Origin of the sequence: Nocardia sp. MH4 (assembly GCF_019266065.1) — a bacterium.
Taxonomy (GTDB): Bacteria; Actinomycetota; Actinomycetes; order Mycobacteriales; family Mycobacteriaceae; genus Nocardia; species Nocardia canadensis.
The window spans coordinates 1-24,942 of sequence record NZ_LPNR01000115.1 but is presented as its reverse complement, the minus strand read 5'-3'; the positions used below and the strand labels follow the sequence as shown (position 1 = coordinate 24,942).

Annotated in this window: 25 protein-coding genes and 3 pseudogenes; 9 read left to right on the top strand and 19 right to left on the bottom strand. The window is 68.7% G+C overall.

Going from position 1 to position 24,942, the window contains the following annotated elements; translation table 11 throughout:
* Positions 1-146: 146 nt before the first annotated feature.
* From ATM97_RS25330 to ATM97_RS25305, 6 genes and pseudogenes are all read right to left on the bottom strand, one after another.
* Positions 147-524, bottom strand: coding sequence for an Rv3654c family TadE-like protein (locus tag ATM97_RS25330; RefSeq protein WP_218720696.1), 378 nt, complete (start codon positions 522-524; stop codon positions 147-149).
* Entirely contained in the window at positions 521-835 is a 315-nt protein-coding gene (locus ATM97_RS25325) for a TadE family type IV pilus minor pilin (RefSeq protein WP_218720695.1), read from the bottom strand. Before ATM97_RS25325 ends, ATM97_RS25330 begins: the two co-directional genes overlap by 4 nt.
* Positions 836-876: 41 nt before the next feature.
* On the bottom strand, positions 877-1,086 hold the full coding sequence (locus ATM97_RS25320; RefSeq protein WP_218720694.1) for a DUF4244 domain-containing protein: 210 nt from the start codon (positions 1,084-1,086) through the stop codon (positions 877-879).
* 72 nt (positions 1,087-1,158) lie between these two features.
* Positions 1,159-1,737 (bottom strand): type II secretion system F family protein, encoded by a 579-nt coding sequence (locus ATM97_RS25315; RefSeq protein ID WP_218720746.1) that lies wholly within the window; start codon positions 1,735-1,737, stop codon positions 1,159-1,161.
* 492 nt (positions 1,738-2,229) lie between these two features.
* Positions 2,230-3,018, bottom strand: a complete 789-nt coding sequence (locus ATM97_RS25310; protein WP_218720693.1) for a type II secretion system F family protein — start codon at positions 3,016-3,018, stop codon at positions 2,230-2,232.
* A 1,242-nt stretch (positions 3,019-4,260) separates the two neighbouring features.
* Positions 4,261-4,824 (bottom strand): annotated as a pseudogene (locus ATM97_RS25305) (CpaF family protein); the annotation flags it as partial.
* Positions 4,825-4,907: 83 nt separating this feature from the next.
* On the opposite strand from ATM97_RS25305, the gene ATM97_RS25300 reads away from it, so the two are divergent.
* From ATM97_RS25300 to ATM97_RS25290, 3 genes are all read left to right on the top strand, one after another.
* Positions 4,908-6,062 (top strand): helix-turn-helix domain-containing protein, encoded by a 1,155-nt coding sequence (locus tag ATM97_RS25300; protein WP_218720692.1) that lies wholly within the window; start codon positions 4,908-4,910, stop codon positions 6,060-6,062.
* A 176-nt stretch (positions 6,063-6,238) separates the two neighbouring features.
* Positions 6,239-6,523, top strand: coding sequence for a hypothetical protein (locus ATM97_RS25295; RefSeq protein ID WP_218720691.1), 285 nt, complete (start codon positions 6,239-6,241; stop codon positions 6,521-6,523).
* Positions 6,520-6,660, top strand: coding sequence for a hypothetical protein (locus ATM97_RS25290; RefSeq protein WP_218720690.1), 141 nt, complete (start codon positions 6,520-6,522; stop codon positions 6,658-6,660). The genes ATM97_RS25295 and ATM97_RS25290 overlap by 4 nt, the downstream gene beginning before the upstream one ends.
* Before the next feature lie 78 nt (positions 6,661-6,738).
* Here the strand turns inward: ATM97_RS25290 and ATM97_RS25285 are convergent, their stop codons facing one another.
* From ATM97_RS25285 to ATM97_RS25270, 4 genes are all read right to left on the bottom strand, one after another.
* Complete coding sequence (locus ATM97_RS25285; RefSeq protein WP_218720689.1) at positions 6,739-7,944, bottom strand: phage major capsid protein; 1,206 nt, start codon at positions 7,942-7,944, stop codon at positions 6,739-6,741.
* 308 nt (positions 7,945-8,252) lie between these two features.
* The gene (locus ATM97_RS25280; protein WP_218720688.1) at positions 8,253-8,546 is read right to left on the bottom strand and encodes a hypothetical protein; all 294 of its coding nucleotides are present in this window, start codon (positions 8,544-8,546) and stop codon (positions 8,253-8,255) included.
* A 628-nt stretch (positions 8,547-9,174) separates the two neighbouring features.
* Positions 9,175-9,507: an HNH endonuclease signature motif containing protein gene (locus tag ATM97_RS25275; protein ID WP_218720687.1), complete on the bottom strand. Its 333-nt coding sequence runs from the start codon at positions 9,505-9,507 to the stop codon at positions 9,175-9,177.
* A 33-nt stretch (positions 9,508-9,540) separates the two neighbouring features.
* A complete protein-coding gene (locus ATM97_RS25270) occupies positions 9,541-9,852 on the bottom strand; it encodes a hypothetical protein (protein WP_218720686.1) in 312 nt (103 codons plus the stop codon).
* A 632-nt stretch (positions 9,853-10,484) separates the two neighbouring features.
* Between ATM97_RS25270 and ATM97_RS25265 the strand changes: the two genes are divergently transcribed.
* The 4 genes from ATM97_RS25265 to ATM97_RS25250 all read left to right on the top strand — a co-directional run bounded on the left by ATM97_RS25265 (position 10,485) and on the right by ATM97_RS25250 (position 12,617).
* Positions 10,485-10,721: a hypothetical protein gene (locus ATM97_RS25265; RefSeq protein WP_218720685.1), complete on the top strand. Its 237-nt coding sequence runs from the start codon at positions 10,485-10,487 to the stop codon at positions 10,719-10,721.
* A complete protein-coding gene (locus ATM97_RS25260) occupies positions 10,718-10,927 on the top strand; it encodes a hypothetical protein (protein WP_218720684.1) in 210 nt (69 codons plus the stop codon). The genes ATM97_RS25265 and ATM97_RS25260 overlap by 4 nt, the downstream gene beginning before the upstream one ends.
* A gap of 125 nt (positions 10,928-11,052) precedes the next feature.
* The gene (locus tag ATM97_RS25255) at positions 11,053-11,346 is read left to right on the top strand and encodes a hypothetical protein (protein WP_218720683.1); all 294 of its coding nucleotides are present in this window, start codon (positions 11,053-11,055) and stop codon (positions 11,344-11,346) included.
* A gap of 2 nt (positions 11,347-11,348) precedes the next feature.
* Positions 11,349-12,617, top strand: coding sequence for an AAA family ATPase (locus ATM97_RS25250; RefSeq protein WP_218720682.1), 1,269 nt, complete (start codon positions 11,349-11,351; stop codon positions 12,615-12,617).
* 1 nt (position 12,618) lies between these two features.
* Here ATM97_RS25250 and ATM97_RS25245 read toward each other — a convergent pair whose 3' ends face one another.
* The 3 genes and pseudogenes from ATM97_RS25245 to ssd all read right to left on the bottom strand — a co-directional run bounded on the left by ATM97_RS25245 (position 12,619) and on the right by ssd (position 15,911).
* A complete protein-coding gene (locus ATM97_RS25245) occupies positions 12,619-14,160 on the bottom strand; it encodes a recombinase family protein (protein WP_218720681.1) in 1,542 nt (513 codons plus the stop codon).
* Positions 14,161-14,181: 21 nt separating this feature from the next.
* A pseudogene (locus tag ATM97_RS25240) lies at positions 14,182-14,814 on the bottom strand (ATPase, T2SS/T4P/T4SS family); the annotation flags it as partial.
* A complete protein-coding gene (ssd, locus tag ATM97_RS25235; RefSeq protein WP_218720679.1) occupies positions 14,811-15,911 on the bottom strand; it encodes a septum site-determining protein Ssd in 1,101 nt (366 codons plus the stop codon). The gene ssd and the pseudogene ATM97_RS25240, both read right to left, overlap by 4 nt.
* A 348-nt stretch (positions 15,912-16,259) precedes the next feature.
* Between ssd and ATM97_RS25230 the strand changes: the two genes are divergently transcribed.
* Positions 16,260-17,120, top strand: coding sequence for an HAD-IB family hydrolase (locus ATM97_RS25230; protein ID WP_374104900.1), 861 nt, complete (start codon positions 16,260-16,262; stop codon positions 17,118-17,120).
* 422 nt (positions 17,121-17,542) lie between these two features.
* Here ATM97_RS25230 and ATM97_RS25225 read toward each other — a convergent pair whose 3' ends face one another.
* The 6 genes from ATM97_RS25225 to ATM97_RS25200 form a co-directional block, all read right to left on the bottom strand.
* Entirely contained in the window at positions 17,543-18,289 is a 747-nt protein-coding gene (locus ATM97_RS25225; protein ID WP_218720678.1) for an oxidoreductase, read from the bottom strand.
* Between the two features lie 11 nt (positions 18,290-18,300).
* The gene (locus ATM97_RS25220; protein WP_218720677.1) at positions 18,301-18,465 is read right to left on the bottom strand and encodes a hypothetical protein; all 165 of its coding nucleotides are present in this window, start codon (positions 18,463-18,465) and stop codon (positions 18,301-18,303) included.
* A 123-nt stretch (positions 18,466-18,588) separates the two neighbouring features.
* On the bottom strand, positions 18,589-20,262 hold the full coding sequence (locus tag ATM97_RS25215) for an ABC transporter ATP-binding protein (RefSeq protein ID WP_218720676.1): 1,674 nt from the start codon (positions 20,260-20,262) through the stop codon (positions 18,589-18,591).
* Positions 20,259-21,188, bottom strand: a complete 930-nt coding sequence (locus ATM97_RS25210; protein ID WP_218720675.1) for an ABC transporter permease — start codon at positions 21,186-21,188, stop codon at positions 20,259-20,261. Before ATM97_RS25210 ends, ATM97_RS25215 begins: the two co-directional genes overlap by 4 nt.
* The gene (locus ATM97_RS25205; RefSeq protein WP_218720674.1) at positions 21,181-22,107 is read right to left on the bottom strand and encodes an ABC transporter permease; all 927 of its coding nucleotides are present in this window, start codon (positions 22,105-22,107) and stop codon (positions 21,181-21,183) included. Before ATM97_RS25205 ends, ATM97_RS25210 begins: the two co-directional genes overlap by 8 nt.
* Positions 22,108-22,167: 60 nt before the next feature.
* The gene (locus tag ATM97_RS25200; protein WP_218720673.1) at positions 22,168-23,796 is read right to left on the bottom strand and encodes an ABC transporter substrate-binding protein; all 1,629 of its coding nucleotides are present in this window, start codon (positions 23,794-23,796) and stop codon (positions 22,168-22,170) included.
* Between the two features lie 359 nt (positions 23,797-24,155).
* Between ATM97_RS25200 and ATM97_RS25195 the strand changes: the two are divergent.
* Positions 24,156-24,942 (top strand): annotated as a pseudogene (locus ATM97_RS25195) (AMP-binding protein); the annotation flags it as partial.

The following is a 24,942-nucleotide window of genomic DNA, read 5'->3' as shown; positions in this document are numbered from 1 at the left end:
GGACGCCCCGGAGTAGGCCACATCATTATTTTCGTTTAGTTCTCTCCTCATAAAAGAATGTGCATGAAATTCAGGGAATAGAGCTCGGCGGAATTGTGGATTAGTTCGGTGCGGAACAACCACCGACCAGTGATAACACTTCCGCGTCACCCACTCTCGTCCACCGGTCCAGCGCGTGCCGCGGCCGCGATGGTGCGCGCGCCGAACACTCCGAATGACGCATTCGCCTCCACCGCGACCACCACATCCCACTGCTCGGCAACACACCGCGCCACCCGCACACCCATCCTCCGCCCGACCTCCACGGCCTCGGCGCACGCCGCCTCGGCCCCCTCGGCCAGCACACTCGCCGCACCCAACGCGCCGAGGTCGGCCGCCGCCTGCGCCCGGTGCCGACCGACCACCACCGCGCCCACCTGACCGATCACCAAGGTCAGCGCGATCAAGGCCGCGAGCGCCGTGCACGCGAACACCGTCGCCCCGCCAGCATCACCGGCCGGGACCCGCACTCGCGCGCCGGTCATCGACCGACTCCCGGCTCGGTGGTCGCGACCGCCTCGGCACGCAGCCGCAGACCGGGCAACAACGCGGTTCCCACGGTGACCACCGCCACCATGCGGTCTCCGTCACCCCGGACCTCGACGGTCGCACCGGGCGGCGCGACGCTCCGAGCCGCCGCGAGGGCGTGCGCCGCGTCGCCACGGGCGGCCAACCTCGCCGCCTCGCGTGCCGCGTCGACACAACGCACCTGGGTCGATGCGGCCAGCAGGGCTCCGACGCACAGCACCACCGCGCACACCAGCGCGGCGAGCGCGATGGCGGCCTCGACCGTCACCGCACCCGCTTCGTCACCGAGAATACTTGTGCCGCACCGTTTTACACATTCGTGTTGAGCGCCTTGTCGATGATCTGGGTCAGCGCGTTGACGATGCTGTCCCCTGTCACCACCCCGTAGAGCACCGCACCGAACGCCGCGGCCGCGATCGTGCCGATCGCATACTCCGCGGTGGACATACCGTCGTCGTCGATCAGCAGGCGCGTGATCCGCGTCCGCGCTCCTATATATACGGCGCGTACGAACGTCATCGTGATCCCCTCTCCTTCCACACCACCCGGCCGATCCGTGTGGTGACGATTCGTCGGCCCTGTCGAGGCCGGTCACAGCAGGCCGCCGTCGCCGAGGACCCGATCCGCCAGGCCGACCACGACTGGGACGATGCCGAGGCAGACGAAGGCGGGCAGGAAGCACAGCCCGAGTGGCCCGCCGATCAGCACACCCGCACGTTCGGCCCGCGCGACCGCGGCGTCCGCCACCGCCTCACGCCGCTGATCCGCCAGCTCCCCGACGGCAGCCGCGAGTGAGGAACCGGAGCGTGCGGAGCGCCGCGCCATCCGTGCCAGCGATTCGACCTCGTCCGCACCAGCCGACCCCACCGCATCCGCCGCGGCCCGTTCCCAAGCCGTCGCCGCATCCGCACCGAGGGCCAGCAGATCAGCCGCCCGGAGCAGTGCGGCCCGCAACACCGGCGGCGCCGTCCCCGCACCAGCCCGCGCGGCCGCGGCCAAGGGCAGCCCCGCCCGGAGGCACGCCGCCAGCAGATCGAAGGCCGAAGCAGACCCCAGCGGGTCGGGCTTCGACTTTCCCCGCCCCACCTCGCGCGCCGCGGTCGGTGCCCGCCCGAGTGCCCGCACCCGTCGGCTCACCGCCACTCGACCGGGCAGCAATGCCACCGCCATCGCGGCGACCAGGAGCGCGGCAGGCGATGGCGGTCCTTCCGAGTAGTACACAGCAGTCCCTCCCCACGATGCATTCGTTTCGTACTGCTGGCACGTGCGCTGAAAACACACGCCAGCAAGGCATTACGCGCTGGTCCCGCGACGCCACCTGAGCCGGTCGGCGTGGCGCTCAGCGATGTCGCTGGACCACAGGAGCCCCGAATTGCGCTGGTCTCGGGTGCGATCTCCCAGGTCGAGCTGTTCAGCTCCGGTCACGCCGCGCCCTCGACGGCTCTGCCCGAACGCATTTCGCCACAAGACGCTCCGTTGCCTATGCGGACCGCGATGCTGTCGTTCTCTCGAGGCTCGTGCGCATAAGCGCCGCATCCCACGGGCCTCCGATCCTGATCACCGTGATCGCAGGCCGCATCCCGCGTTCCACCGCCGTGGCGATCGGTTCCCGAGGAGGGCGTCGGCGTCGATACGTGCGGCCGAGTGTGGCGACGGGGGCGGTCATGCCGTTCCCCGTCGGGTGATGACATCTGTCCACAGCAATCCACAGCAGGCCAGGCCGGCGCCCAGTGGGAGGAGCAGTTCACCGGCGGGGGAACCGAACAGGACCGAGAGCGGTGCGGCGCCCATCAGCTGGCCGAGGCCGATGCCGACCAGGGGTAGACCGGCGAGGACAGAGGCCGACGCCCGAGCTCCGGCGAGGGCTGCCTCGGTGCGGTCGCGGAATCGGATGCGGCCGAGGAGATCGGTCCTAGCCGCGGACAGCAGCTCTGCCAAGGCGAGACCGTGCTCCTCGGCCACCCGCCAGGCGGTGGCGACGCGCGACAATTCCTCAGCGACCGGTGATTCCGGGTGCAACCAGCCATCGGCTCCCGAGCCGCCGAGCCGGCTGCGGCCCGCGCTGATCGCCAGCACCCGAGCCGCTTCCCCACGGGACTCCGCGGCCGCGGCTTCGGCGGCAGCACTCGGATGCGCACCGACTCGCAGCTCACCGACGACCGCCTCGAGACCGGCCAGCAGATGGCCGCACTCCGCCCGCCGAACGCGCTCACCACGACCGCGCCGATTCCGTACCGCGACGGTGACGCCCACCATCAGCACCGCCAGCCCCGTCCCGACTCCCCACGCGAAGGCCATGCACCCCAACCCGATTCCCACACCCCAGGTCACCGGTATCCGTCGCACCGCGCGCGCACCGCCCACATCGAACAACCGCCGAAAGCGCCGCCGATCGCCCGCCGCGGGAAGCATCAGCACCGCCGCCGCGCAACAGAGCAGTCCGACCACCATCGCTACCTCCGTGTCGTCCTGTCGCATGGCACCGCTGACTGTTTCGCGTCGATCCCGCCTCGGACACCAGTGCCACTTCGCCCGCCGACGAGGGCGGAGCACTCCCCTGCACCATGGTCAGGTCCGGTGCAGTCCCCTGCGCCAACCCACCGGCCGGCACCGCTTCCGCCTCCGCGAACGCCACATCGATGGCGAACTCGACCTGGTGATCTGGGCCGACGATCCCCGCACCCGGGCGATCCTGACCGTTGATCTCCTCACCCGAGCGAACCGAGCCGCAGAGCTCCATACCCGAGCGATTGGGCCCGCCGACCTCCCCGTCCGAGCAATCCGGAGCACCGGCCCCCACGCCCGAACGACCCGGCCCGCCGACCTTCACGTCCGAGCGATCTGGCCCACCGGCCTCCTCGCCAGGCGAAGCCGTACACAGACACACGCTCGATCCCGTCGATGGAGAACTCACCTGATCGGCGGGCAGCACCACAGCAGGTTCGCTGCCACCTCGCCGACCGCGTCCCCAAAGCCATTTCGACAGTGTCACTTCGACTGTCAGGCGAACGGCCCGCGACACCACTCCACGCAGCCGAACCGATTTCCTAGTTCCGACCGCACGACGACCTCGCACCCCGTCGCCTCGCGCTCCCTGTCCTCGCACCCCATCGGCTCGCACCGACCCATGGTCTCCAGCCCGTGCGAATCCGGGGTCGGCGCGAACCGGCCACATACCGGCACCTGTGGCCGATGACCCAGGCACACAACGAGACCCAGCCGACGTGCTGACCCGCGCCGGGCCGCGAGCGCGGACCGAATGATTCCGGGCCTGCGAAGACGTGCCACTTCCGCCGGTCGGCGGAACAGCGGCACCCGCGTCGGGTAGGTCGACCGCTTGTCCTCGACCCGTCGCCCCGCGGAGACCACTGCCCGCCGGCGACGTGCCGCCCCAATGCACCGGCCACACGCCGACGCTCGTGCACGGCATCCCAGCCACCCGCCGATCGCTTGTTGAGCCAAGGTCCCGGGCCGAGCGATCGTCGACCTTCGAGAACACATCGGTCTCGCGAACCGGCCACGTCTCGGCATGCGCGCCAGCGGGTTCATCGCCGCTGCGGTCGGCGGGCTCGCTGACGGTGCTGCCGCAGCACAGTGCGTGGGCTAGGTCATCGCGTCGGGCCGGGCTCGAGTCGTCGACCTGCGGGGAACCGCCGTCGATGCGGACCGGCCATGCTCCCGCGCCTGTGGTTCTCATCCGAGTCGCACCTCGATCAGGCGGGCGAGTTCGGCGGCGGCGGGAATGGGGGCGTCGTCGGAGCGCCAGGCGGGGGTGATGCGGATGCCGGTGGTGGCTCGTTCGAGGACGCCGATTTCACGGAGGCCGCGGGTGCCGTCGGCGCGGCGGTGGACATGGAGGACGACCTGGACCGCGGCGGCGAGCTGGCTGTGCAGGGCGGCGCGGTCCATGCCGCCGAGGGCGGCGAGGGCTTCCAGCCGGGCGGGCACCTCCTGCGGGGAGTTCGCGTGCACGGTGCCCGCGCCGCCGTCGTGGCCGGTGTTGAGGGCGGTGAGCAGGTCGACGACTTCGGCGCCGCGCACCTCGCCGACGACAATGCGGTCGGGGCGCATGCGCAGCGACTGGCGAACCAGGTCGCGCACCGTCACCGCGCCGACGCCCTCGACATTGGCGGTGCGGGCGACCAGCCGCACCACGTGGGGGTGGACAGGGGCGAGTTCGGCGGCGTCCTCGACGCAGATGATCCGCTCGGCCGGATCCACCGCGGCCAGCAGCGCCGAGAGCAGGGTGGTCTTTCCCACTCTGGATTTAAGACACCATTTCGTGATGGATGTCACGCCAATGTCATGCCGCTGTACTGCTGACTCCGTAGCCTGGGCACATGGACCTTGGGGAACGGCTCCAGTCGGTTCGGAAGCGGCGGGGCCTCACACAGCGACAGCTGGCGGAGCTGTCCGGCGTCTCCCTGTCCCTGATCCGCAAGATTGAACAGGGCGAACGCGACGACACCCGGATGGACACCCTTCGCAAGCTGGCCGTTGCGCTGGGCTGCCCGCTGTCCAAGCTGCTGGGTCCGACGCCCACCCCGCCGGAGAGCAGGGACGGGGCCGCGCTCTGGACGCCGACGCGCGCCGCGCTGGAGTCGATCGGCCCGACGTCGGCGGAGCCGGTGGACGCGCGGAGCATGGAAGCGGCCCTGTCGCACGCCACGAAGCTGTACCACGACAACGAATACGAACGCCTGGCCCAGGTGCTCCCCCGGCTCATAGACGACGCCAACGCCGCGCCGCCGCTGCTCCGGTCGCGCACGCTCCAGCTGGTCGGTTCGGTCATGGTGCAGACGCGCCAGCCCGCCGCCGCGCGTATCGCGCTGGACCAGTCGCTGGCCGACGCCGAATCGACGGGCAACGTCCTGGACGCCGCTTCGGCCATCATCACGCTGTGCTGGCTGCTGATCGTGGAACGGCAATTCGAGACGGTCCGGAAGCTGGCCACCGAATGGGCCGACCGGGTGGAACCCCGGCTGTCCCAGGCGACCACGCGGGAGATATCGACCTGGGGCTGGTTGCTGCTTCGCGGATCGGCGGCGGCGGTGCGCGACAACCGGCCGGATGAGGCCGACGACATGATGAGGCTGGCCGCCGCCGGGGCTGTGGCGCTCCGGCCGGAATCCGGTCCCTATCACCAGTACTGGACGACGTTCGACCCGGCCACGGTGGCCATGAAGCGCGTGGAAAACGCCGTGGTGGACGACCGGCCGGACGTGGCGCTACGCCTGGCGCGAGAGATACCGCCGGACCTCCGGCCGACGTCGGACAACCGCAACCGGCACCTGATCGACGTCTCAGCCGCCCATCTCGAGCTACGCCACTACGATGCGGCGTTCGACGTCCTGGCCGCCCTGTCGCGCGATGCGCGCCCGTGGCTGGTCGAACAGCGCTCCGCGCGGGATCTGTTGGGGCGCATCATCACCAAGCGCCGGACGCTCACGCCGGAGATGCGCGAACTGGCCGACATGGTGCGGCTCGAGTACTGATCCCCCTGCCCCCGTTGGTACTTCGGGAACCAGCCCCCGCGAAGTGCCATTGTCGGTAGCCCCTGCCCGCTGTGACGCTGGTGTCAGCCCCGCCGCCGGGCCGAACTCGATTCCCCGGCGGCGGGTGCAAACCAGCCGTAGAGCGGAAGGGGCGGGCTGTGAAGCTACCCGCACGGATGGACGACGAAGACCGGCGGAAGCTGGCCCTGGCACCCGAAGACGGGCCGGGCCGCTACCTCCACCAGGACGACGGCCTGGCGGTGGTGGATGAAAACGGCTGGCCGGTAGGACTCGAAGAGTTCCTGGAGCTGCACGCCGACGTCACGGCCGCGCTGGAGGCTGTGGAGTTCGCCCCGGTGGACGTGGACCTACTGGCCGAAGTCCACCAGGGCTTGCTGTCCATGCCGACAGTGATCGACGTGGACCCGCTGTCCGTCGTGGACCGGGAGACGGGCGCATGATCGCGCTGGGCTTCGTCGTGGCCGTGGGCCTGCCGCTGGTCGTGCTGGTCGCGTGCGTCTTCTGGCCGGAGCGGATACCGCCGGACCGCACGGTGGAAGCGATCCGGGCGCGCATCGAAGACGAAGACGGCTACTAGGCCGCCAGGCCCTCCAGACAGGCCGAAGGCCCCAGCCTCGACAGTGAACGCGTCCGGCTGGGGCCTTCGGGTCTTGCGCTACGCGGACGTCAAGTCCGCCTTGACGATGCCCAGCGGCTGGTACAGCTCCACGTTGGCGCGAATCTCCGCACGCGCCTGAACCTGGTTGTGCTTGAACAGATCCCCGGACCGGTCCCACTCCACGGCCAGCTGGTTGTCGGAGCCCAGGGCCACGCCGTCCACGGCGTTGAACACGAAGCCGGTGCCGACGGGCACCTTCAGCGAGGTGACCACCTCCATGGACCAGATGCGCTGTTCGGCCAGGTCCACCGGTACGCCGATATCGGTACGCGGCTCCATCTGGAAGCGGTCCTGGCCGTCCCGGCTCAGTTCGATGTCGGCCCAGTCGTTCGGGTTCAGCGCGATGTGGGTAGGGATGTAGCCCTGGTTCTCCGCCTTCAGCCGCGCCCGGCGGATGGTGACGAACAGGTCCGTATCCCATGCCTGGATCTGGACGCCGGACGTGTCGTTCATGGCGTCCACCACGGCTTCTTCGAGCCGGAGCCGCACGGCGTCCACCAGCTCGAGCTGGACCAGGGTCTGGGCCGCCACACTGTCGTCCATGACGAACTTGTCCACCGGCTCCGACAGGACCGCGAAGACCTCCAGCGCGGCGTCGATCGGCTCCAGCTTCAGGCCCAGGGTGGGCTTCAGGCCGCCGGGTGCCACGATGTCGGCCCCGCCGGTGCGCGCGGTCTGGCGCATGTACCGGTAGGCCGCGCCGCGCTGGATGGACAGAAGGACGTCGATCAGGCCCAGCGGGGTGACACCCATCCGCTTGGGCTGGTCCACGGTAATGATGTCGCCCAGGTAGGTGCCCGGGGTCGCGCTGATGTCCTTGCGCTGCACGCCGGGGATGTCCTGGCCGGTCAGCGCGCTGGCGATTTCGCCCGTCTTGGCGCTCTTGACGCCCAGGTCCAGGTAGCCCTTCACACCGCCGCCGCCGTAGGTGGTGGTGTACTGGCCGCCCGGCCCCATGCCGACGCCGACCAGCGGCTGGCCAGCGGTCAGGCCCTTCATGGCATCGGCGTTCTTCAGGCCGGACAGCGCGGCGTCGATTTCCTGGACGTTCTCGATGGCGGCCTGGAACTCCCGTTCCTGGTCGGCGGTCGGGGCGTCGCCCTTCGCGGAAAGGTCGGCGCTGATGCCCTGGGCCTTGGACAGCAGTTCGGACCGCTTCGCCAGAAGCTGGCCCTTGGTTTCCTTGCCCGTCAATACGAACATGGTGAATCCCCTTGCTACACAGTGGTTTTGGAGGTTCACGACGCCTCTACAACGGACGAATGAGCGGGGCCGCCGGTGCCGCTGGGCCTGCACCCAGGGCGGTGGCTGGCGGGCTCTGTCGCGGGCCTAGTGCCAGTCGTGGGGTCCGTCGCCCTGGACCGGAGCAGCGCCGGACTGGTGGGCCGCCCCCTCCCATGCGCGAAAAGGGCTAGCGAACCAGTCCGGCGCTCCCGGCTCCGAGAAAGGAACGGAACACCACCGCCGACGCTACAGCGCCGAAATAGCGTCTGTCACTGTCACTTTCGATGTCACGCGGGTGTAGCGGTGTGGCCTTCGCACACCAGCAGGAAGCGACGAAGGGCGGCTTCGGGCGTCTCGTCGGCGGAGTTCCCGGCCAGGGCGGCGGCCAGGGCGAAGCTCAGTAGCTGAATCAGCCGTGGCAAGCGGTCCTCCGGCGCGCAACCGAGCCGGGCGGCGGCGTCATCGAAGGCCAGCTTCCGCAGCTCCATGGGCAGTTCTCCGCCATCCACGACGTCCACCGCGATGCGGATAGCGGCGGCGTACTCGGTGGACGGGAAGATGTCGAACAGGCTATTGGGCATGGCGTCACGGTAGCTGTGTCGAAACTGGTTGCGCCACTACGACATTCAGCGATACATCAGGCACGACATGGGCCACACATTCGATGGACAGAATTCGCAATTAATGGCGTCCCCGGACCGCCGCCAGGGGGTCGGATAAATGGCGGCTGGGGCCTGAATTAATGGCTCTGCCGGGCCGAATTAATGGCTGAATTACTCGCCCTATTTATCGAATTAATGGCTCCACCAGGGGCGGATTAATGGCGACTAGCGGGAAATGGACTCATTTCCTAAGCGAATGACCCGTTGTGAGCGCGTATGAATGATCGCGGAAAGACGGTCGCCTTCCGGACCCCCTTGTCAAGACTCCACCACCCCCCGGGTGGGGTCAAAAACACCATCTGACCTGCAGTTATGCTGAGGTCACAAAGTCGTTATAAAACTTTTTTGAATTACTTTTAATTGTAATTCAATACCATTCTTTAAGCGCCATTCTTTCGTGCACGAATTTCGACCCCTTCCGAGTAATTCGCCGGGCACCCTCCAGGCGGGCTAATTAATTGCCCGTCGGAGGGTCCGAGTAATTCAAGCGCACCCGATAAATGGCCCCGCGGTGGAATAGCAATTACTCGAATTAAATGGCTTCGAGTTATTCAGTGCGTCGTCTGGTTGCCCCCGGCCACCGCCGACTGGTCGCGTGTGCTGTGGTCTTGCTCTGATGATGGTCGGCACACAGAGACTGGAGGTTGTCCCAGTCCAGCACGGACCCGCCGTCGGACAGTTCACGCACGTGGTCCACGTCGTCCGCGATGGCCTTGCACCCCGGCCACTGACACACCGGGTGTTCGTTCAGGTAGGCGCGCCGCTGTGTGGCCCACTGCCGCTTCGTGACGCCCTGGGCGGCCAGATGGTCGGCCCAGCGGCTCCCGGCCCACACAGTGCAGGGACAGCGGGTCTTCCCGGGCCGTACGCGGCGGCACATCGGGCACAGCGTGGAGGTAGCCCAGGGCATGAGCTACGCCGCCGCCTTGTCGGCCCGGCGCTTGCGCCTGTCGGCGGGAAGGCGCATCGGGCGGAGCGGCGGCGTCCCCAGCCTTGCCGCCTTGCGGTGCCGCTTGACCGCCTGGTCCAGCCTGTAGCTGTCCATGGGGCTCCAGGTGGTGTTCTTGCTGGTGCGCATCCACAGCGCACGGGTAGCGGACTCCACCGCCGCCAGAGAGCAACCCAGGTACTCCGCCACCTGTTCGTCGGTGCGGTAGGGGCCGTGCAACAGCTCCGCCTGAATACGGGCACGCATACTGTCCCGCCGCTTCGTGCTGGTCCTCATACCCCCGAAGGGTAAGCAACTCTGGTACGCCCGTCCAGCTCTCCCATGGCCCCGGCCACAGCCTCCAGTCGTGCCACACGCTCCCCTATATCTCCTGGGGTTGGCGCAACTGGCGCAACTGTCTTCTACCTGCACATATACAGTGGCGCGACTGTAAGACGGATATGGCACGACTTGGCGCAACTGGCTGTGAGCTGGGGGAATACGTGGCGCGACTGGAGGGCACACACGGGGGTGACACGGCCATGACAGCGGGAGACATAGGGACTACGGAGCCGGGGGCCGGGGGTGGCACGACTGCCCAGTGGTGCCACCAGTAGCGCCACATAGGCGCGACTGTAAACGTGCAGGTCAGAAGGGGTAAATCTCCAGTCGCGCCAGTTGCGCCAGATATACGGGTACACCCTGTCACGACTGGCACTGTGTCACATCGGATGTCACGCCTATGTAGACGCGGTGTCACTCGAATGTATTGCAGCCCAACGGATTACGTGGCGGCGGTGTTTGCGCCGTAGCCCATATGGCGCTAGGTTCGATGTCGGGTCGCTCCACTCATTCCATCTCACTCCACACCAGGCGAAGGCCCCGCCGCCGACACCGGCGCGCGACGCCCGTTCTCCCGTGGGGTTCCCATGCCTTCGACAGACCTTCCCCTGTCCACCCAGGTGGCCCGCCACAAGGCGCGCCTGGCTTCCGCCGCCGCCCATGGCAATACCGCCGTGCAGTACGACGCCCGGCGCGCCCTGGCCGCCGCCAAGATTGCCGCTCACGCCGAAAAGGTGCTGGCCGACGCTCCGCCGCTCACCGACGAACAGGCCGACGAAATTGTGGCCATCATCGGCCGTCACTCCGTGAAGGGGGCGGCGTGAGCTGGGCCGCCTGGGGCGGCGCTAGTCCCTTGGACTGGTACCGCCTGATCGGTGACGCCGAAGAATTCCGCCAGCGGACCGGCTGGGGCCTGGGCGGACTCTGGGGCCTGATCAACCAGCAGAAATACGAGTCCGCACGGGCGCGCATGGATGAGCTTCTGGCGATTCCCGATCCACCGCGACGTACCCGCCAGCTGACCACCTGACCGTCTGAAACCCCGTCCCCATCCCACGGGCGAAACACCTTGCCCCACCACGGGAATGGCCCCCCAGATGCCCATTCCGGGGGGCCTGTGACCCATCACCTAGACGGGAAGGACGGACACCCATCATGTCCACCACCACGCACAACGATACCGCCGACTACCGGCGCGCGTGCCGGGCGGAACCCAGGCTGGCCCTGGTCGAATCCGTGGCCCGGACGCACGATTTCGATTGCTCCGGGTGCGCCTGGGAACTGGACCTGAAGGCCCGCGTGACGCCCCTGGTGGGCTGGGAGCGCGCCGACAGGACCGACCCCTGGCTGTGCTCCATGGACGCCTACAGGGCCGTGGTGGACCACATCGTGACCCTGGCGGCGGCGCGCGTTCGTGGCCGCCAGCACACCGCCCGGAAGGGGGCCTGATCATGGCCAACGAAACACGTAGCTCTGAACCGTCGTTCTGGGATGAACTGGGCAAGCCCCAGACCAACGGCCACGGCGGCGGCACGGTGACGAAGCCACCGCCCCCGAACCAGCGCGACCGGACCGCGAAGCCGTCGGCGGGCACCCGGCGGACCGGTAAGAAGGCTGTGGAGGCTCCCAGCGACGAACCGCCGGTGCGCGTGTGGAACGCCCTGGACATGGACACGTCGCGCCAGATCGAATGGATTGCGGCGCAACGGCTTCCAGAGAATTCCGTGTGCTACATGCTCGGGGCGGAGGGTATCGGCAAGTCCCTGTTCCTGGTCTGGCTGACCGCGCTGCTGACCACCGGCAAGCCCTCCCCAGAGTTCGGTATGCCCGCGCGCGACCCCCAGACCGTCGTCTGGGTGATCACCGAAGACGACTGGGTGATGGTGGCGCGGCCCCGCATGGAGCTGGCCGGGGTGGATCTGGCCCACGTTCGGGTGATCTGTGCCGACCAGGACGGTTCCGGCGCGCCGGAGTTCCCCCGCGACATCGGGCGCGTAAGCGAAGCCGTGGCCGACGGGGCCGCGCTGGTGATCGTGGACGCCTGGGCCGACACCTTGCCCGGCGGGCTGTCGGTGCGCGATCCCCAGCAGGCCCGCCAGGCCCTGCATCCGTGGAAGGACTTGGCCACACGGGCCGGGGTGTCGGTGCTGCTGTCCGGGCACACGAACCGGGAGAAGGGCGGCAACGTCCGCAACGCCTACGGCATGACCGGAGAGATTCGGAAGAAGGCCCGGATGACGATGCTGGCCCAGGCCGACCCGGACGAACAGGGCGTGCTGACCATCGGCCCGGAGAAGTCGAACCTGGCCCCGGCCGTCCCGGCGTCGCGCTTCCGTATCGAGGCCGTCCAGGTCTTCGAGCCGACGCCGACCAGTGACGGCATGGTCCCCCGCCTGGTGTGGATCGGAGATTCCGAGCACTCCGCGCGTGACCTGTTCACCGCCGCCGCCGAAGACGAACAGGAAGACCGCCGGGACCGCAGCGAAGCCGAAATGTGGCTGGAAGACTTCCTGACCGCCGCCGGGAAGCCGGTCCCGTCGGCGGAGGTCATGAAGGCGGCGGCGGAGCGGAAGGACGGCAAGCTGTCACGCCGCACGGTGCAGCGCGCCCAGGAACGCCTGAAGCTGGTCGTCTCCCACGTGGGCTTCCCCCGGACAACGATGTGGTGCCTTCCCGGGGACCAGCTGAAGACCATCGACCACCCCAGGGCGGCGGGGTAGATCAGGCGGCGGTCCCGGTCTTCCAGTCGAACCGGACGCCCTCCGGATCGAAGGCCGGGCCGCGCTTGACCGTCTTCAGTACCGTCACGGTCACCAGGGCCTGGAGGATGGCCCGCCGCTTCGCCAGTGGCAGGCCGTCCGACCGGTCTTCCTTCGTGCCGAACCACAGCGTCCGCACGTCGTCGGCGGCGGCCACTTCGTCCAGGGGGCCGCGCTCTCCGATGGCGGCCAGCTGGGCGGTCAGTTCGTCGGCGCGCGTCTCCAGGTCGGCCGTCATCGTGGCCAGCTGGCGGCCGGTGATCTCCCGCCGGGTGAACATCAGGGCGGCTTCGTCCTGCTGCTCCCGGATGGCGGCCTGTTCGGCCACCATGGCGTCCACGTCTACGCCCTCCCCGTGCTGCCGCTTCGTCAAGCGCTGCAACAGATTTCGGTTCTGGGCCATGTAGCCCACCACGACTTCTTCCACGAAGGCGTCCAACAGGTAGGCGTCCCGGTTCACGTGCCCGGTCTCCGCGTAGAACTCCCGATTGCTGCACCGGTACGGCCGGATCACCTTCTTCAGGCTGTTGGTCTTGCCGGAACTGGACTTCGAGCTGACCCGAAGCGCGGCCTTGCCGCACACCCCACATACGTAGATGCCTGATCCCAGCCACGCCGGACCACGGCCACGGCCCCCGTTCGTCCGGCGGGCCGGATCGGTCAGGATGGCGCGCGCTGCCCGCCAGGTGGATTCCGGCACGATGGCGGGCCACTGGGCCGTCCCGACGACTTCGCCCAGGTGCGACGACAGCCCGGCCGAACGGGGGCTTACGAGGAAGTCCCGCACGGCCTGGGACGACCACATGTACTTGCCCGGCGGCAACTCTTCGCCCTGCTCCACCAGGTTGGCCGCCTTCACGGTGAGCACGCCGCGCGCGTTCAGGTCACGCACCAGCGCGCGCAACGACACCCCGGACACCACAGCTTCGGCGGCCGTGCGGATTTCGGCGGCTTCGTAGGGCCGCAGCGTCACGCCGTCGCGCTCGAAGCCGAAGGGCCGCATACCGCCGTGATGCTTGCCAGCCTTGGCGGCCTGCACGCGGGCGGCCCTGATTCGGTCGCTCTTGTGCTCGGACTCGTAGCGGGCCGCCGCTCCGATCATGCGCGCGACCATCCGGCCCGACGGCGTGGACAGATCCCAGCGGCCCGCGCGGACCGTGTGCGTGATGACGCCCTGGCGGCGGGACTTCGGGGCCGGGTCCGATAGGTCGATGTAGCTTTCCAGCTCGAGCGGGGACCGGTGCAGGCGGTCCGGGTGCCAGGCCAGTACGCCGTTGATCGCGCCCGATTCGATTGCGGCCAGTAGCTTTTCGTAGCCCTTGCGCCGCTTGCCGCTGTACGCGCTCACGTCGTTGTCGATGTAGACGGCCACCACGGTGCCACCCAGCTGGGCCGCCAGGGCGCGGCAATCCGTTTCTTGGCGGTCCACACCCAGGCCAGCGCCTTCACGATCCTGGGATATGCGCACGTAGATGGCCCATCGGCGGGCCGTGGTGTCGGTCATGTCCTAATGGTGTCATAACTCAAGTGCTGTTTTGCCCGCGCCGGTGCCGCCGACGACGAGGAAGGCCAGCCGGGCGCGCACGATGTCGGTGAGCAGCCGGAGCGCGGACGGCGGGACCGATCCGGCGGCCGACAGGGCGGTCAGGCCCTGGGTGGCGGGGCGCAGGACGCGCAGGGACAGGCAGGTGCCGTCGTGGGCGACGGGCGCGAGGACCGCGTGCAGGCGGACACCGAAAGCGTCGCCGAGCGTCGCCTCGGTACCGGCGAGCTTGCCGTCGACCCAGGGCTGGGCATCGTCGAGCCTGCGGCCCGCGGCGAGGGCGAGCCGCTGGGCGAGCCTGCGCACTGCGGCCTCGTCGGCGAACTGCACCTCGGTCCGCTCGAGTCCGTGACCACGGTCGATCCACACCGAGTCGGGTCCGGTGACGAGCACATCGGCGACCCGGGGATCGTGCAGCAGCGGCTCGAGCAGACCCGCTCCGGTCATCTCCGTCTGCAGCAGACGCAATGCGCGCAGCAGGTCGGTGTCGGCGAGCACGCCGCCCGCTTCGGCGCGGATCGCGGCGGCCAGCTGCGCCGCGTCGGGGGCGCCCGCGTGCTCGGCGAGCCGTTCCCGCACCCGCTCGAGCAGGTCGACGGTGACGAAGGTGGTCATCGCGGCGCCCCCACCATCGACAACACGGCGTCGGCGGCGTCGCGCAGCGGACCGCGCCTGCGCACGCTGAGCCCACCACGTTCGAGCCGCGCGGCCAGTCCGGCCTGCCCCCGCACCGCGGCCAGCAGCGGCAGTCCGAGCACCTCGGCGACTTCGGCGCCGCGCAGTCCGCCCGGCGCCGGTCCGCGAACCACCAAGCCGCGATTGGGATTTCGCTCCCCGAGGTAGGCCGCGACAACCTCGGCCGCGGCGACGGCGCGCAGCCGTGCGGGGACGACGAGGACCACCAGATCGGCGGCATCGACCATCGCGTCGGCCGCGGGGCCACGTTCACTGGAGACATCACAGACGACCAGATCCCCTGCGGCTCTGCCGGATTCGATGACCGCACGCACCGCGGCGGGAGTGAGCTCGGTCGGTGGCAGGCCCGCGCCGTGCCGTCCGCACGACAGCACCGCCAGCCCGGCCGTGGCGGCGGGCAGCGCGTTGTGCAGCGCCGCCGCGGAGACCCGACCGTCCTCGATGACCAGATCCGGCCAGCGCAATCCGGCGACGTTCTCCATCCCGAGCACCAGGTCGATGCCGCCGTCGAGCGGCGCGCCGTCGATCAGCACCGTGTCCGGCCGCAATCCGCGAGCGGCCGCGCGCAGGGCGATGGCCGCAGCGAGGGTCGAGGCTCCGGCGCCGCCGCCTGCCCCGGCGACCGCGACGACCACGCCTTCCCCGGTTCTGGACTCGGCGTGCTCGGCGAACTGCTCGACCAGCGCGACCGCGCAGGCGGGCAGCGCGACGACTCGCTCCGCACCCACCGCCGTGGCCGCCTGCCAGTCCGGTACCGCGGGTTCACCCTCGGTGACGAGCACGATCCCCGGCCGTCGCGGGCAGCCCGCCGCGGCGGCGACGGTGGCGGCGGCGGTGTCGAGGATCACCAGGCCCGCTCCCGACCACGCGTGCCGCCCGACAGGCATGCTGCGCTCGTCGGTGACCCGCTCGGCGGCCGCGGCGACCCGGCGCACTTCGGCACGCAGCCTCGGGTCACGCACGAGCACCAGAGCGGGAGCGAGTCCGGCGGTTGAGGGGGCCGCGAGGAGGTTCATGCAGCTCAGCGTGGCCGAGCCCGACACTTCTCAACAGCGGCCACACGGCGATTGTGGATAACTCGGGGGTGTGGAGAACTCGGGCGATCTACCCGGAAATAGAGGACGGCCCCAGCCGGGGGGGAGGAGGCTGGGGCCGTCGGGTTCAGCCCCGGGGGGTCGGGCTGAACGCGCCTGGACCATGTCCAGGTGCCAGCAATACTACACCCATCCCCCGGCGCAGGCGCAAGTAGCGTTCGCCACCATCTTTCGGCGATTCGCGGCCTCCGGCGTCCCCGGGGCAAACTCTCGAGCCGCCCCGGACGGGCGGTTCCTGCGCGCCGCGGGCGGCGTGCCTATTCTGTTGTCGTGACGGCCGAACGTGACCAGACTCCGCTTCCGGACACAAGACTCGCCGCGTCGGGCCGAGCGGCGGTGCCGGGCGGACGCGTCGCGGCCTTCTTCGATCTCGACAAAACGGTGATCGCGAAGTCGAGCGCGTTCGTGTTCAGCAAACCGTTCTACGCCCAGGGTCTGCTCAACCGCCGAGCCGTGCTGGAGAGCAGCTACGCGCACTTTTTGTTCCTGCTTTCCGGGGCCGATCACGACCAGATGGAACGAATGCGGGCAAACCTCGCCAACATGTGCGCGGGCTGGGATGTCGAGCAGGTGAAATCCATTGTCGCCGAGACGCTTCACGATCTCGTCGACCCGCTGATCTACGCCGAGGCCGCCGATCTGATCGCCGACCACAAGATCCGCGGCCACGACGTCGTGATCGTCTCGGCCTCCGGCGAGGAGATCGTCACGCCGATAGCCGAGGTACTCGGCGCCTCGCATACCGAGGCGACCAGGATGGTCGTCGAGGACGGCAAGTACACCGGCGACATCGAGTTCTACTGCTACGGCGAGGGCAAGGTCGCCGCGATCGAGAAGCTGGCGGCCACAGAGGGTTACGACCTGTCCCGCTGCTACGCCTACTCCGATTCGGTGACCGATCTGCCGATGCTGAGCGCGGTCGGTCATCCGACGGCGGTCAACCCCGACCGCGCGCTGCGCAAGGAGGCCGTCGCCCGGGGCTGGCCGGTGCTCACCTTCTCCAATCCGGTGTCGCTGTGGTCGCGCTTCCAGGCGCCGTCGACCACCACCGTGGCCGCCACCGCGGCCGTCGGATTGAGCGCGATCGTCGCCGGCGCGATCAGCTATCGACTGCTGCGGAAACGTCGCTGACCTGCGAATCCCCAGCATGAATCGCCCGCCGACACGCCGAAAATAGTCTTATCCGGTGATGCCATCGATACGCTTGCTGTGAGTGCCATCACAGTGTAAGAATGGAGTCACGGAAGGACGGAAGGCCAAGACGGAGCCGGAAGAGAAGGTTTCGCCTCCCATCCCACCCTTCCCAGCACGGACGCCAGGCACCCACGCGGAGCGCGCCGCGACAAGGGCAGAAGAGTTGTGGGCCTGCGAAATTCGGGCAGTCGTCGGCGAACGCCTCGCACAGGTTGCGGGGATGAACCGGCGGGGTTCGGATGATCGCCGAGGCCACCGAACACAACCCACCGAGCACGCTTGGTAACCGGGTGTTCCGTGCTAGCGGGCGGTGAGGCCGAGTAATCGGCACGCCGCCCGTTTCGATGTGTGGGGAAGACTCAGCCCGCGGCCGCGTCGGCGATCGAGTTCGCCTCCCTGGCACCGTCTTCGAGCGCACCCGCGCAGAACAGCACCCAGCCGCCGACCCCCTCCGGCGTGCCCATGCCGAACCCGGCCGCCGCGTCCAGGTAGGCCTGGCGACGTCGCAGCCAGAACACCTCCGGTACGCCGAGGCTACGCGGGTCGAGCCCGCTCGACACCGTCACCAGGCGCGACGCCGCCCGCGCGACGACACCGTCGGCGGTGCCGAAGGGCCGCAGCGACAGCAGCTCACCGTGCACGACCGCCGCGATCACCGGCGCGGGCGCCTTGCTCGCCTGGACGGTCTGCACCAGCATGTCCAGCCGCTCGGCGACGCCGGGCGTCGCGCGCGGCCTGCCGAGCTCCTGCTCGTCGGCGACCAGGTCGGCGGCGGCGAGCAGATGCAGCCGGGCCAGCGCCTGCAGCGGCGCGCGCTGCCAGGTGCCGACCAGGTTCGTCAGCGCGTCACCGTCGAGTGCCTGGCCGACGCGCAGCGCGCCGGCCAGCACCGGATCACCGACCTTCCCGTCGGCGGGCAGGTCGGTGCTCGCGCCCTCGATGGCGGCCGAGGACCGCGCGGCGCGCACGGCCGCCTCGGCGGCGGTCGTCGCCCAGCCACGGCGGTTCGACTTGTGCCGATGCACCGCGGCGAGCGCGTCGCGGGCCTTGTCGGCGGCCTCACGCACGCCGGGCAGGTCGACCAGGGGCTGCAGCGGATCAGTCACGGCATACGAGGCTACCGGCCGACCACCGCGCCGCCGACGACCACGTGCAGTCCGCGCACCCCGGGCCAGGTGCGGTCCGGCCACAGTTCCTCGGCCAACCGCTTGGCAGCCGGGGTCAGCGCCCGGCGCCTGCGCGATTCCAGCTCGGCCTGCCGTTCGGCCTGAATGCGATCCATCGGCGTCTCCTACCCCTGCGCTCCACACCGCACCACCTCGGACCCCGCTCACGGTACGCCGGTGAACTGCGCGGACGCGGCGTTTCGCCCGGCTGGAGCCGGACCGGGAACGCCCGCCGAACCTCACCCCGTGAGCAGCTCCCGTCCCGGAATCGCCTCCAGCAGCGCCCGCGTGTAGTCCTGCGCGGGCGCCGCGAACACCTCGTCGGTGGTCGCGGTCTCGACGACCTTGCCCGCCCGCATGACGAGCACGTTGTCGGCGATCTGCCGGACCACCGCCAGGTCGTGGGTGATGAACAGATACGTCAGGCCCAGCTCGGCCTGCAGATCGTTGAGCAGGGTGAGGATCTGTGCCTGCACCAGGACATCGAGCGCCGAGACCGCCTCGTCGCAGACCACCAGCTCGGGCGAGAGCGCCAGCGCCCGCGCGATCGCGACCCGCTGACGCTGCCCGCCCGAGAGCTCGTTCGGATAGCGGCGCAGCACCGACGACGGCAGCGACACCTTGTCGAGCAGATCGCGCACCGCCTTCTCCCGTTCGGCCGGGGTACCGATCTTGTGCACCCGCAGCGGCTCCTCGATGGTGCGGAAGATCGAGTACATCGGGTCGAGCGAGCCGTAGGGGTTCTGGAAGATCGGCTGCACGCGGCGGCGGAAGGCGAACGCGCCCTTGGTGTCCAGCGCGGCCACGTCCTTGCCGTCGAAGACCACGCTGCCCGCGGTCGGTTCGAGCAGGCCGAGCACCAGCTGGGCGATGGTCGACTTGCCGGAGCCGGACTCGCCGACGATCGCGGTGGTCGTCCCCCGGTCGACGGAGAAGCTCACGTCGTCGACGGCCACGAAGTCCGTGGACTGCCACGGCCGCTTGCCGCGAATCTTGAACGCCTTGGTCAGGTTCCGCACCTCGAGCACGGTGTCGCCGACGTTGTCGCCCGCCTCGGCCACCTCCACGGCCTGCGCGCGCACGGCGGCCCGCTGCCGCGAGGACGACATCCGCTGCGCCGCCAGCGACGGCGCCGAACTGACCAGCTTCTTGGTGTAGGCGTGCTGTGGATCGCGCAGGATCTGCAGCGCCGGTCCGGATTCCACGACCCGGCCGCGATACATCACCACCAGGTGTTCGGCCCGTTCGGCGGCCAGGCCGAGGTCGTGGGTGATCAGCAGCACCGCGGTCCCCAGCTCGGTGGTGAGCTGTTCGAGATGGCCGAGGATCTGCCGCTGCACGGTGACGTCCAGCGCCGAGGTCGGCTCGTCGGCGATGAGCAGCTTCGGCCGGCAGGACAGCCCGATCGCGATGAGCGCGCGCTGGCGCATACCGCCGGAGAACTCGTGCGGATACTGGTTCACCCGCCGCTCGGCATCCGACATGCCCGCCTCGGCGAGCAGCTCGACCGCGCGTCGGCGGGCCGCGTCGCCGGTGGCGATGCCGTTGGCCGCCAGGGTCTCCCGGATCTGGAAGCCGATCTTCCACACCGGGTTCAGGTTCGACATCGGGTCCTGCGGGACCAGGCCGATGCCGTTGCCGCGGATCGCGACGATCTCCTTCTCCGACGCCGTGGTCAGGTCGGTGCCGTCGAACAGGATCTGCCCGCCGGTGACCTTGCCGGTGCCGGGCAGCAGGTCGATGATCGCGTGCGCGGTCGTCGACTTGCCCGACCCCGACTCACCGACGATGGCGACGGTCTGACCGGGGAAGACGGTGAGATTCACCCCGCGCACGGCGGGCACCGGCGTCCCGTCGGTGGTGAAACACACGTCGAGGTCGCGGATCTCGAGCAGCGGGGTGGCGTCACTCATCGGGTGCGCTCCTTCGGATCGAGCGCGTCGCGCACCGCGTCGCCGAGCAGGATGAAGCTCAGCACCGTGATGGCCAGCGCGGCCGCCGGGTAGAACAGGATCGGCGAGGTACGGATCTCGTACTTCGCGCGGGCGATGTCGGCGCCCCAGGCCACGATGTCGGGCGGCAGGCCGACGCCGAGGAACGACAGGGTCGCCTCGGTGACGATGAAGACGCCGAGCCACAGCGTGGCGACCACGATCAGCGGACCGGCCGCGTTGGGCAGCACATGCCGCACCAGCGTCCCCAGCCGCGACACTCCCAGTGCCTTGGCCGCGGTGACGTATTCGCTGTTCTTGGCCTCGATCACCGCGCCGCGAGCGATGCGCGCCGCCTGCGGCCAGGTGAAGGCGACGAGGATCAGGATCACCGTCAGCACCGTCGTCGGCCGCAGCAGCTGCAACAGCACGATCGCCGCCAGCACCATCGGGATGGCGTAGAAGATCTCGGCGATCCGCGAGACCACGGTGTCGAGGAAGCCACCGTAGAACCCCGACAGCGCGCCGAGGACCCCGCCGACCAGCAGGAACAGCATGGCCGCTCCGACACCGACGCTGACCGAGGCCCGCGCGCCGTAGATGGTGCGCGCGTAGACATCGCAGCCCTGCTTGTCGAAACCGAACGGGTGGCCGGGGCGGGGGCCGTCCATGCCGAACTCGCCCAGGCACAGCTTCGGATCCTGGCTGGTGAACAGCGACGGCCACACCACGACCAGCAGCACCAGCACGATCAGCACGACCGCGACCAGGAACACCGGATTGCGGCGCAACCGCCGCCACGCGTCGCCCCAGATGCTGGTCGGCGTGCCCGCCTCGACCACCCGGTCGGTGGCCAGCACCTCCACCTCGTCGGCGGGGGCCACGAAATGCTGTTGGCTCTCATGCATAACGGATCCTCGGGTCGAGCGCGGCGTAGAGCAGGTCGATGATCAGGTTGGTCACCAGGAACACCACGACGAGCACCGTCACGAACGACACCACCGTGGGCGGCTCGCCGCGGGTGATCGCCTGGTAGATGGTGCCGCCGACGCCGGGAATGTTGAAGATGCCCTCGGTGACGATGGCGCCCGCCATCAGCGCACCGAAATCGGCGCCGAGAAAGGTCACCACCGGGATCATCGAATTCCGCAGGATGTGCACGGTCACCACGCGCCTGCGGCCGAGCCCCTTCGCCGTCGCGGTGCGCACGTAGTCGGCGGATTTGTTCTCCGCCACCGAGTTACGCGTCAGCCGCAGCACGTAGGCGAACGACAGCGACCCGAGCACGAACGCCGGAACGAGCAATTCCCCCAGGCTCGCGTTCCCGGTGACGGTGACCGGCGCGATCCCCCATTTGACGCCGAGGAAGAACTGCGCCAGATAACCGACGACGAACACCGGCAGGGCGATGATCACCAGGCTGGCGATCAGCATCGCCGAATCGAAGAGCTTGCCCTTGCGCAGGCCCGCGATCAGGCCGAACACGATGCCGAAGAAGCCCTCGATGAGCACCGCGAGAAACGCGAGCCGGATCGTGATCGGGAAGGCGCGCTCGAGTTCCTCGCGCACCGGCCTCCCCGAGAACGAGGTGCCGAAATCGAGGGTCAGAATCCCCTTCAGATAGTGCAGATACTGCACGATGAACGGCTGATCGAGGTGATACCGGGCGCGCAATGCCGCCTCGGCCGCCGGGGTCAGCGGTTTCTCCCCGGCCAGCGCCTTGATCGGGTCGCCGGGGATCAGGAACACCATCGCGTAGATCAGCAGCGTCGCGCCGAGGAAGACCGGGATCATCTGGAGCAGGCGCCGAACTATGTACCAAGCCATCATTCCTCCGAAAACGACTGGGGCCGAGCCACGGAAGTGGCCCGGCCCAGTACCGAGTGGTTACTTCTCGATGTTCTCGAAGTCGAACAGACCGTTCCAGGCCAGTTCGGCCTTGGTGACCCGGTCGGATCGGCCCGCGGCGGCGACATAGTCGAACACCGGGATGTCGGCCATGTCCTTGATCATGATCGTCTGCGCCTGGGCGATCAGCTTGTAGGACTCCTGCTGGGTCGGCGCGGCCATGGCGGCGTCGAAGAGGCGGTCGACCTCCGGGTTGTTGTAGTCGACGTTATTGGTGTCGGAGTAGCTGTAGTACTGCGAGGACAGGAACTGCATCATCGTCGGGTAGTCGCCCTGCCAGCCGTAGCGGAAGGCAGTGCCGATGGTCTTGGCGTTCACCGCGTCACGCACGTTCTTGAACGTGGGCACCGGGTTGGCGACCGCGTCGATCCCGAGGGTGTTCTTCACGCTGTTGGCCACGGCCTCGATCCAGGCCTGGTGGCCGCCGTCGGAGTTGTAGGTGATCGTGTACTTGCCCGACCACGGCGAGATCGCGTCGGCCTGCGCCCACAGCTTCTTGGCCTGATCGGGGTTGTAGTCGAACACCTCCGAGCCGGGCAGGTTGCCGTCGAAGCCGGGCAGCGTCGAGGCGGTGAAATCGCGGGCGGGAATGCGCAATCCGTTGAAGATCTTGTCGATGATCTGCGGGCGGTTGATCGCCATCGAGATCGCCTTGCGGCGCAGCACGCCTTCCTCACCACCGAAATGCGGCACGGTGGTCTGGATGCCGATGTGCTGGTTCTGCGCGGTCGGCTTGGTGATCGCGCGGTCGCCGAGATCGCTCTTGTACGAGGTCAGCGCACTGTCGGGAATGGTGTCGAGAGTGTCGAGATTGCCCGCCTGCAGATCGGCGTAGGCGGTGTCGAAGGACTGGTACATGACGAACCGCAGGCCCTTGTTCTTGGCCGGGCGGCCGCCGGGGTAATCCGGGTTGGGCTTCAGGTCGATCTTGACGTTGTGTTCCCAGGAGCCGAAGGCGTAGGGGCCGTTGCCGATCGGGTTCTCGCCGAAGGCCTTCATGTCCTTGAAGGCGGCATCGGGCAGCGGATAGAACGGGGCGTAGCCGAGAGCGCTCTCGAAATCGATCGAGGGGGATTTCAGCTCCACGGTGAAGGTGCGGTCGTCGACCACCTTCAGACCCGACATCGTCTGCGCCTTGGGCTGTTCGGCATTCACCTCGTCGAATCCGACAATGGGGGTGAACACGTAACTCTGCAGCTGAGCGTTGGAGGCGAGCGCGCCGTAGTTCCACGCGTCCACGAAGGACTTGGCGGTCACCGTCGTGCCATCGGTGAACTTCCAGTTCGGCTTGATGGTGATCCGGTACGACTTGCGATCGGCGGTCTCGATCTTCTCCGCCATCTCGTCGTGCGCCTCACCGGTGGCGTCGTAGTACTTCAGCCCGGCGAACAAACGGTCGACGACGCGACCACCCATGTTCTCGTTGGTGTTGGTCGGCACCAACGGATTCTGCGGTTCCCCCGCGTTGGTGGTGACAATGCTCGCGTCAGCACTGTCGTCGGACGAGCACGCGGTCAGGCCGAGGCTTGTGGCCGCCAGGCCCGCTGCGATCAGCGCGGTCGCTCTGATGAATCTCAACGCTCTCTCCCGGTTCGATTCCCGTGGCATAACGCTCGGAGGTTAGCCACTTCGGCCCGGTTTTTCAGTGAACCGAGCCTTTTTCGCTTCACATGTATCAGTACGGTTACTCGACGGAAACGCAGGAAAAAATGCCGAACCCCTCATGTTCGGCAGAAAAATATGAACAATTCTCGGAACCATCAGCTGAACGGTTGATTTAAAACGATAGCCCGCGACCGGCCGGTCTGTCCGCGAAGTCATCGGATGAACCGGCGCCGATTGACCGTGCCGAAACCTTGCCGACACAACGCCGACGAGAGCGCGACCGGGTTGACTACGCTCGAGGGAGCAGGGGTGAGCCCCGCCCGACCGACCCGACCGCACCAGGCATGTGAGGCTGATTCGACATGACCGAAACCGCTGCAGGACACCAGGACTCGTATCCGCCGAGCGCGGAGTTCGCCGCCTCCGCCAACGCGGGCGCCGACCTCTACGAGCGCGGCGAGACCGACCGTGACGGCTTCTGGGCCGAGCAGGCCAACCGGCTGCACTGGCACACGCCGTTCACCCAGGTGNCGCCTACAACTGCGTCGACCGCCACGTCATCGACGGACACGGCGACCAGGTCGCCATCCACTGGGAAGGCGAACCGGGCGACTCCCGCGACATCACCTACCGCGAACTGCTCGAGGAAGTCTCCCGCGCCGCCAATTACCTCACCGAACTCGGCCTCGAGGCGGGCGATCGCGTCGCGATCTACATGCCGATGGTGCCCGAGGCGATCGTGTCGATGCTGGCCTGCGCGCGGCTGGGTCTCACCCACTCGGTGGTGTTCGCCGGCTTCTCGCCGACGGCGCTGCGCCAGCGCGTCGACGACGCCGAGGCCCGGCTGATCATCACCACCGACGGTCAGTGGCGACGCGGCAAGCCCGCACCACTCAAGGGGGCCGTCGACGAGGCGCTCGCCGCCAAGGGCGATGTGCCGTCCTCGGTCGAGCACGTGCTCGTCGTGCGCCGGGTCGGTACCGAGGTGCCGTGGACCGATGAACGCGACCTGTGGTGGCACGAAACCGTCGGGACCGCTTCGCCTTCCCACGAAGCCCAGCCCTTCCCCGCCGAACACCCCCTGTTCATCCTCTACACCTCCGGCACCACCGGAAAACCCAAAGGCATCCTGCACACCACCGGCGGCTA

Coding starts and splice junctions, on each gene's coding strand:
- ATM97_RS25255 (WP_218720683.1), top strand. CDS start 11,053: ATGTCCACCACCACGCACAACGATACCGCCGACTACCGGCGCGCGTGC.
- ATM97_RS25220 (WP_218720677.1), bottom strand. CDS start 18,465: ATGGATCGCATTCAGGCCGAACGGCAGGCCGAGCTGGAATCGCGCAGG.
- ATM97_RS25300 (WP_218720692.1), top strand. CDS start 4,908: ATGGACCTTGGGGAACGGCTCCAGTCGGTTCGGAAGCGGCGGGGCCTC.
- ATM97_RS25290 (WP_218720690.1), top strand. CDS start 6,520: ATGATCGCGCTGGGCTTCGTCGTGGCCGTGGGCCTGCCGCTGGTCGTG.
- ATM97_RS25320 (WP_218720694.1), bottom strand. CDS start 1,086: ATGACGTTCGTACGCGCCGTATATATAGGAGCGCGGACGCGGATCACG.
- ATM97_RS25280 (WP_218720688.1), bottom strand. CDS start 8,546: ATGCCCAATAGCCTGTTCGACATCTTCCCGTCCACCGAGTACGCCGCC.
- ATM97_RS25295 (WP_218720691.1), top strand. CDS start 6,239: ATGGACGACGAAGACCGGCGGAAGCTGGCCCTGGCACCCGAAGACGGG.
- ATM97_RS25310 (WP_218720693.1), bottom strand. CDS start 3,018: ATGGTGGTCGGACTGCTCTGTTGCGCGGCGGCGGTGCTGATGCTTCCC.
- ATM97_RS25245 (WP_218720681.1), bottom strand. CDS start 14,160: ATGACCGACACCACGGCCCGCCGATGGGCCATCTACGTGCGCATATCC.
- ATM97_RS25250 (WP_218720682.1), top strand. CDS start 11,349: ATGGCCAACGAAACACGTAGCTCTGAACCGTCGTTCTGGGATGAACTG.
- ATM97_RS25315 (WP_218720746.1), bottom strand. CDS start 1,737: ATGGCGGTGGCATTGCTGCCCGGTCGAGTGGCGGTGAGCCGACGGGTG.
- ATM97_RS25210 (WP_218720675.1), bottom strand. CDS start 21,188: ATGCATGAGAGCCAACAGCATTTCGTGGCCCCCGCCGACGAGGTGGAG.
- ATM97_RS25200 (WP_218720673.1), bottom strand. CDS start 23,796: ATGCCACGGGAATCGAACCGGGAGAGAGCGTTGAGATTCATCAGAGCG.
- ATM97_RS25215 (WP_218720676.1), bottom strand. CDS start 20,262: ATGAGTGACGCCACCCCGCTGCTCGAGATCCGCGACCTCGACGTGTGT.
- ATM97_RS25270 (WP_218720686.1), bottom strand. CDS start 9,852: ATGAGGACCAGCACGAAGCGGCGGGACAGTATGCGTGCCCGTATTCAG.
- ATM97_RS25275 (WP_218720687.1), bottom strand. CDS start 9,507: ATGTGCCGCCGCGTACGGCCCGGGAAGACCCGCTGTCCCTGCACTGTG.
- ssd (WP_218720679.1), bottom strand. CDS start 15,911: ATGAACCTCCTCGCGGCCCCCTCAACCGCCGGACTCGCTCCCGCTCTG.
- ATM97_RS25265 (WP_218720685.1), top strand. CDS start 10,485: ATGCCTTCGACAGACCTTCCCCTGTCCACCCAGGTGGCCCGCCACAAG.
- ATM97_RS25205 (WP_218720674.1), bottom strand. CDS start 22,107: ATGGCTTGGTACATAGTTCGGCGCCTGCTCCAGATGATCCCGGTCTTC.
- ATM97_RS25330 (WP_218720696.1), bottom strand. CDS start 524: ATGACCGGCGCGCGAGTGCGGGTCCCGGCCGGTGATGCTGGCGGGGCG.
- ATM97_RS25285 (WP_218720689.1), bottom strand. CDS start 7,944: ATGTTCGTATTGACGGGCAAGGAAACCAAGGGCCAGCTTCTGGCGAAG.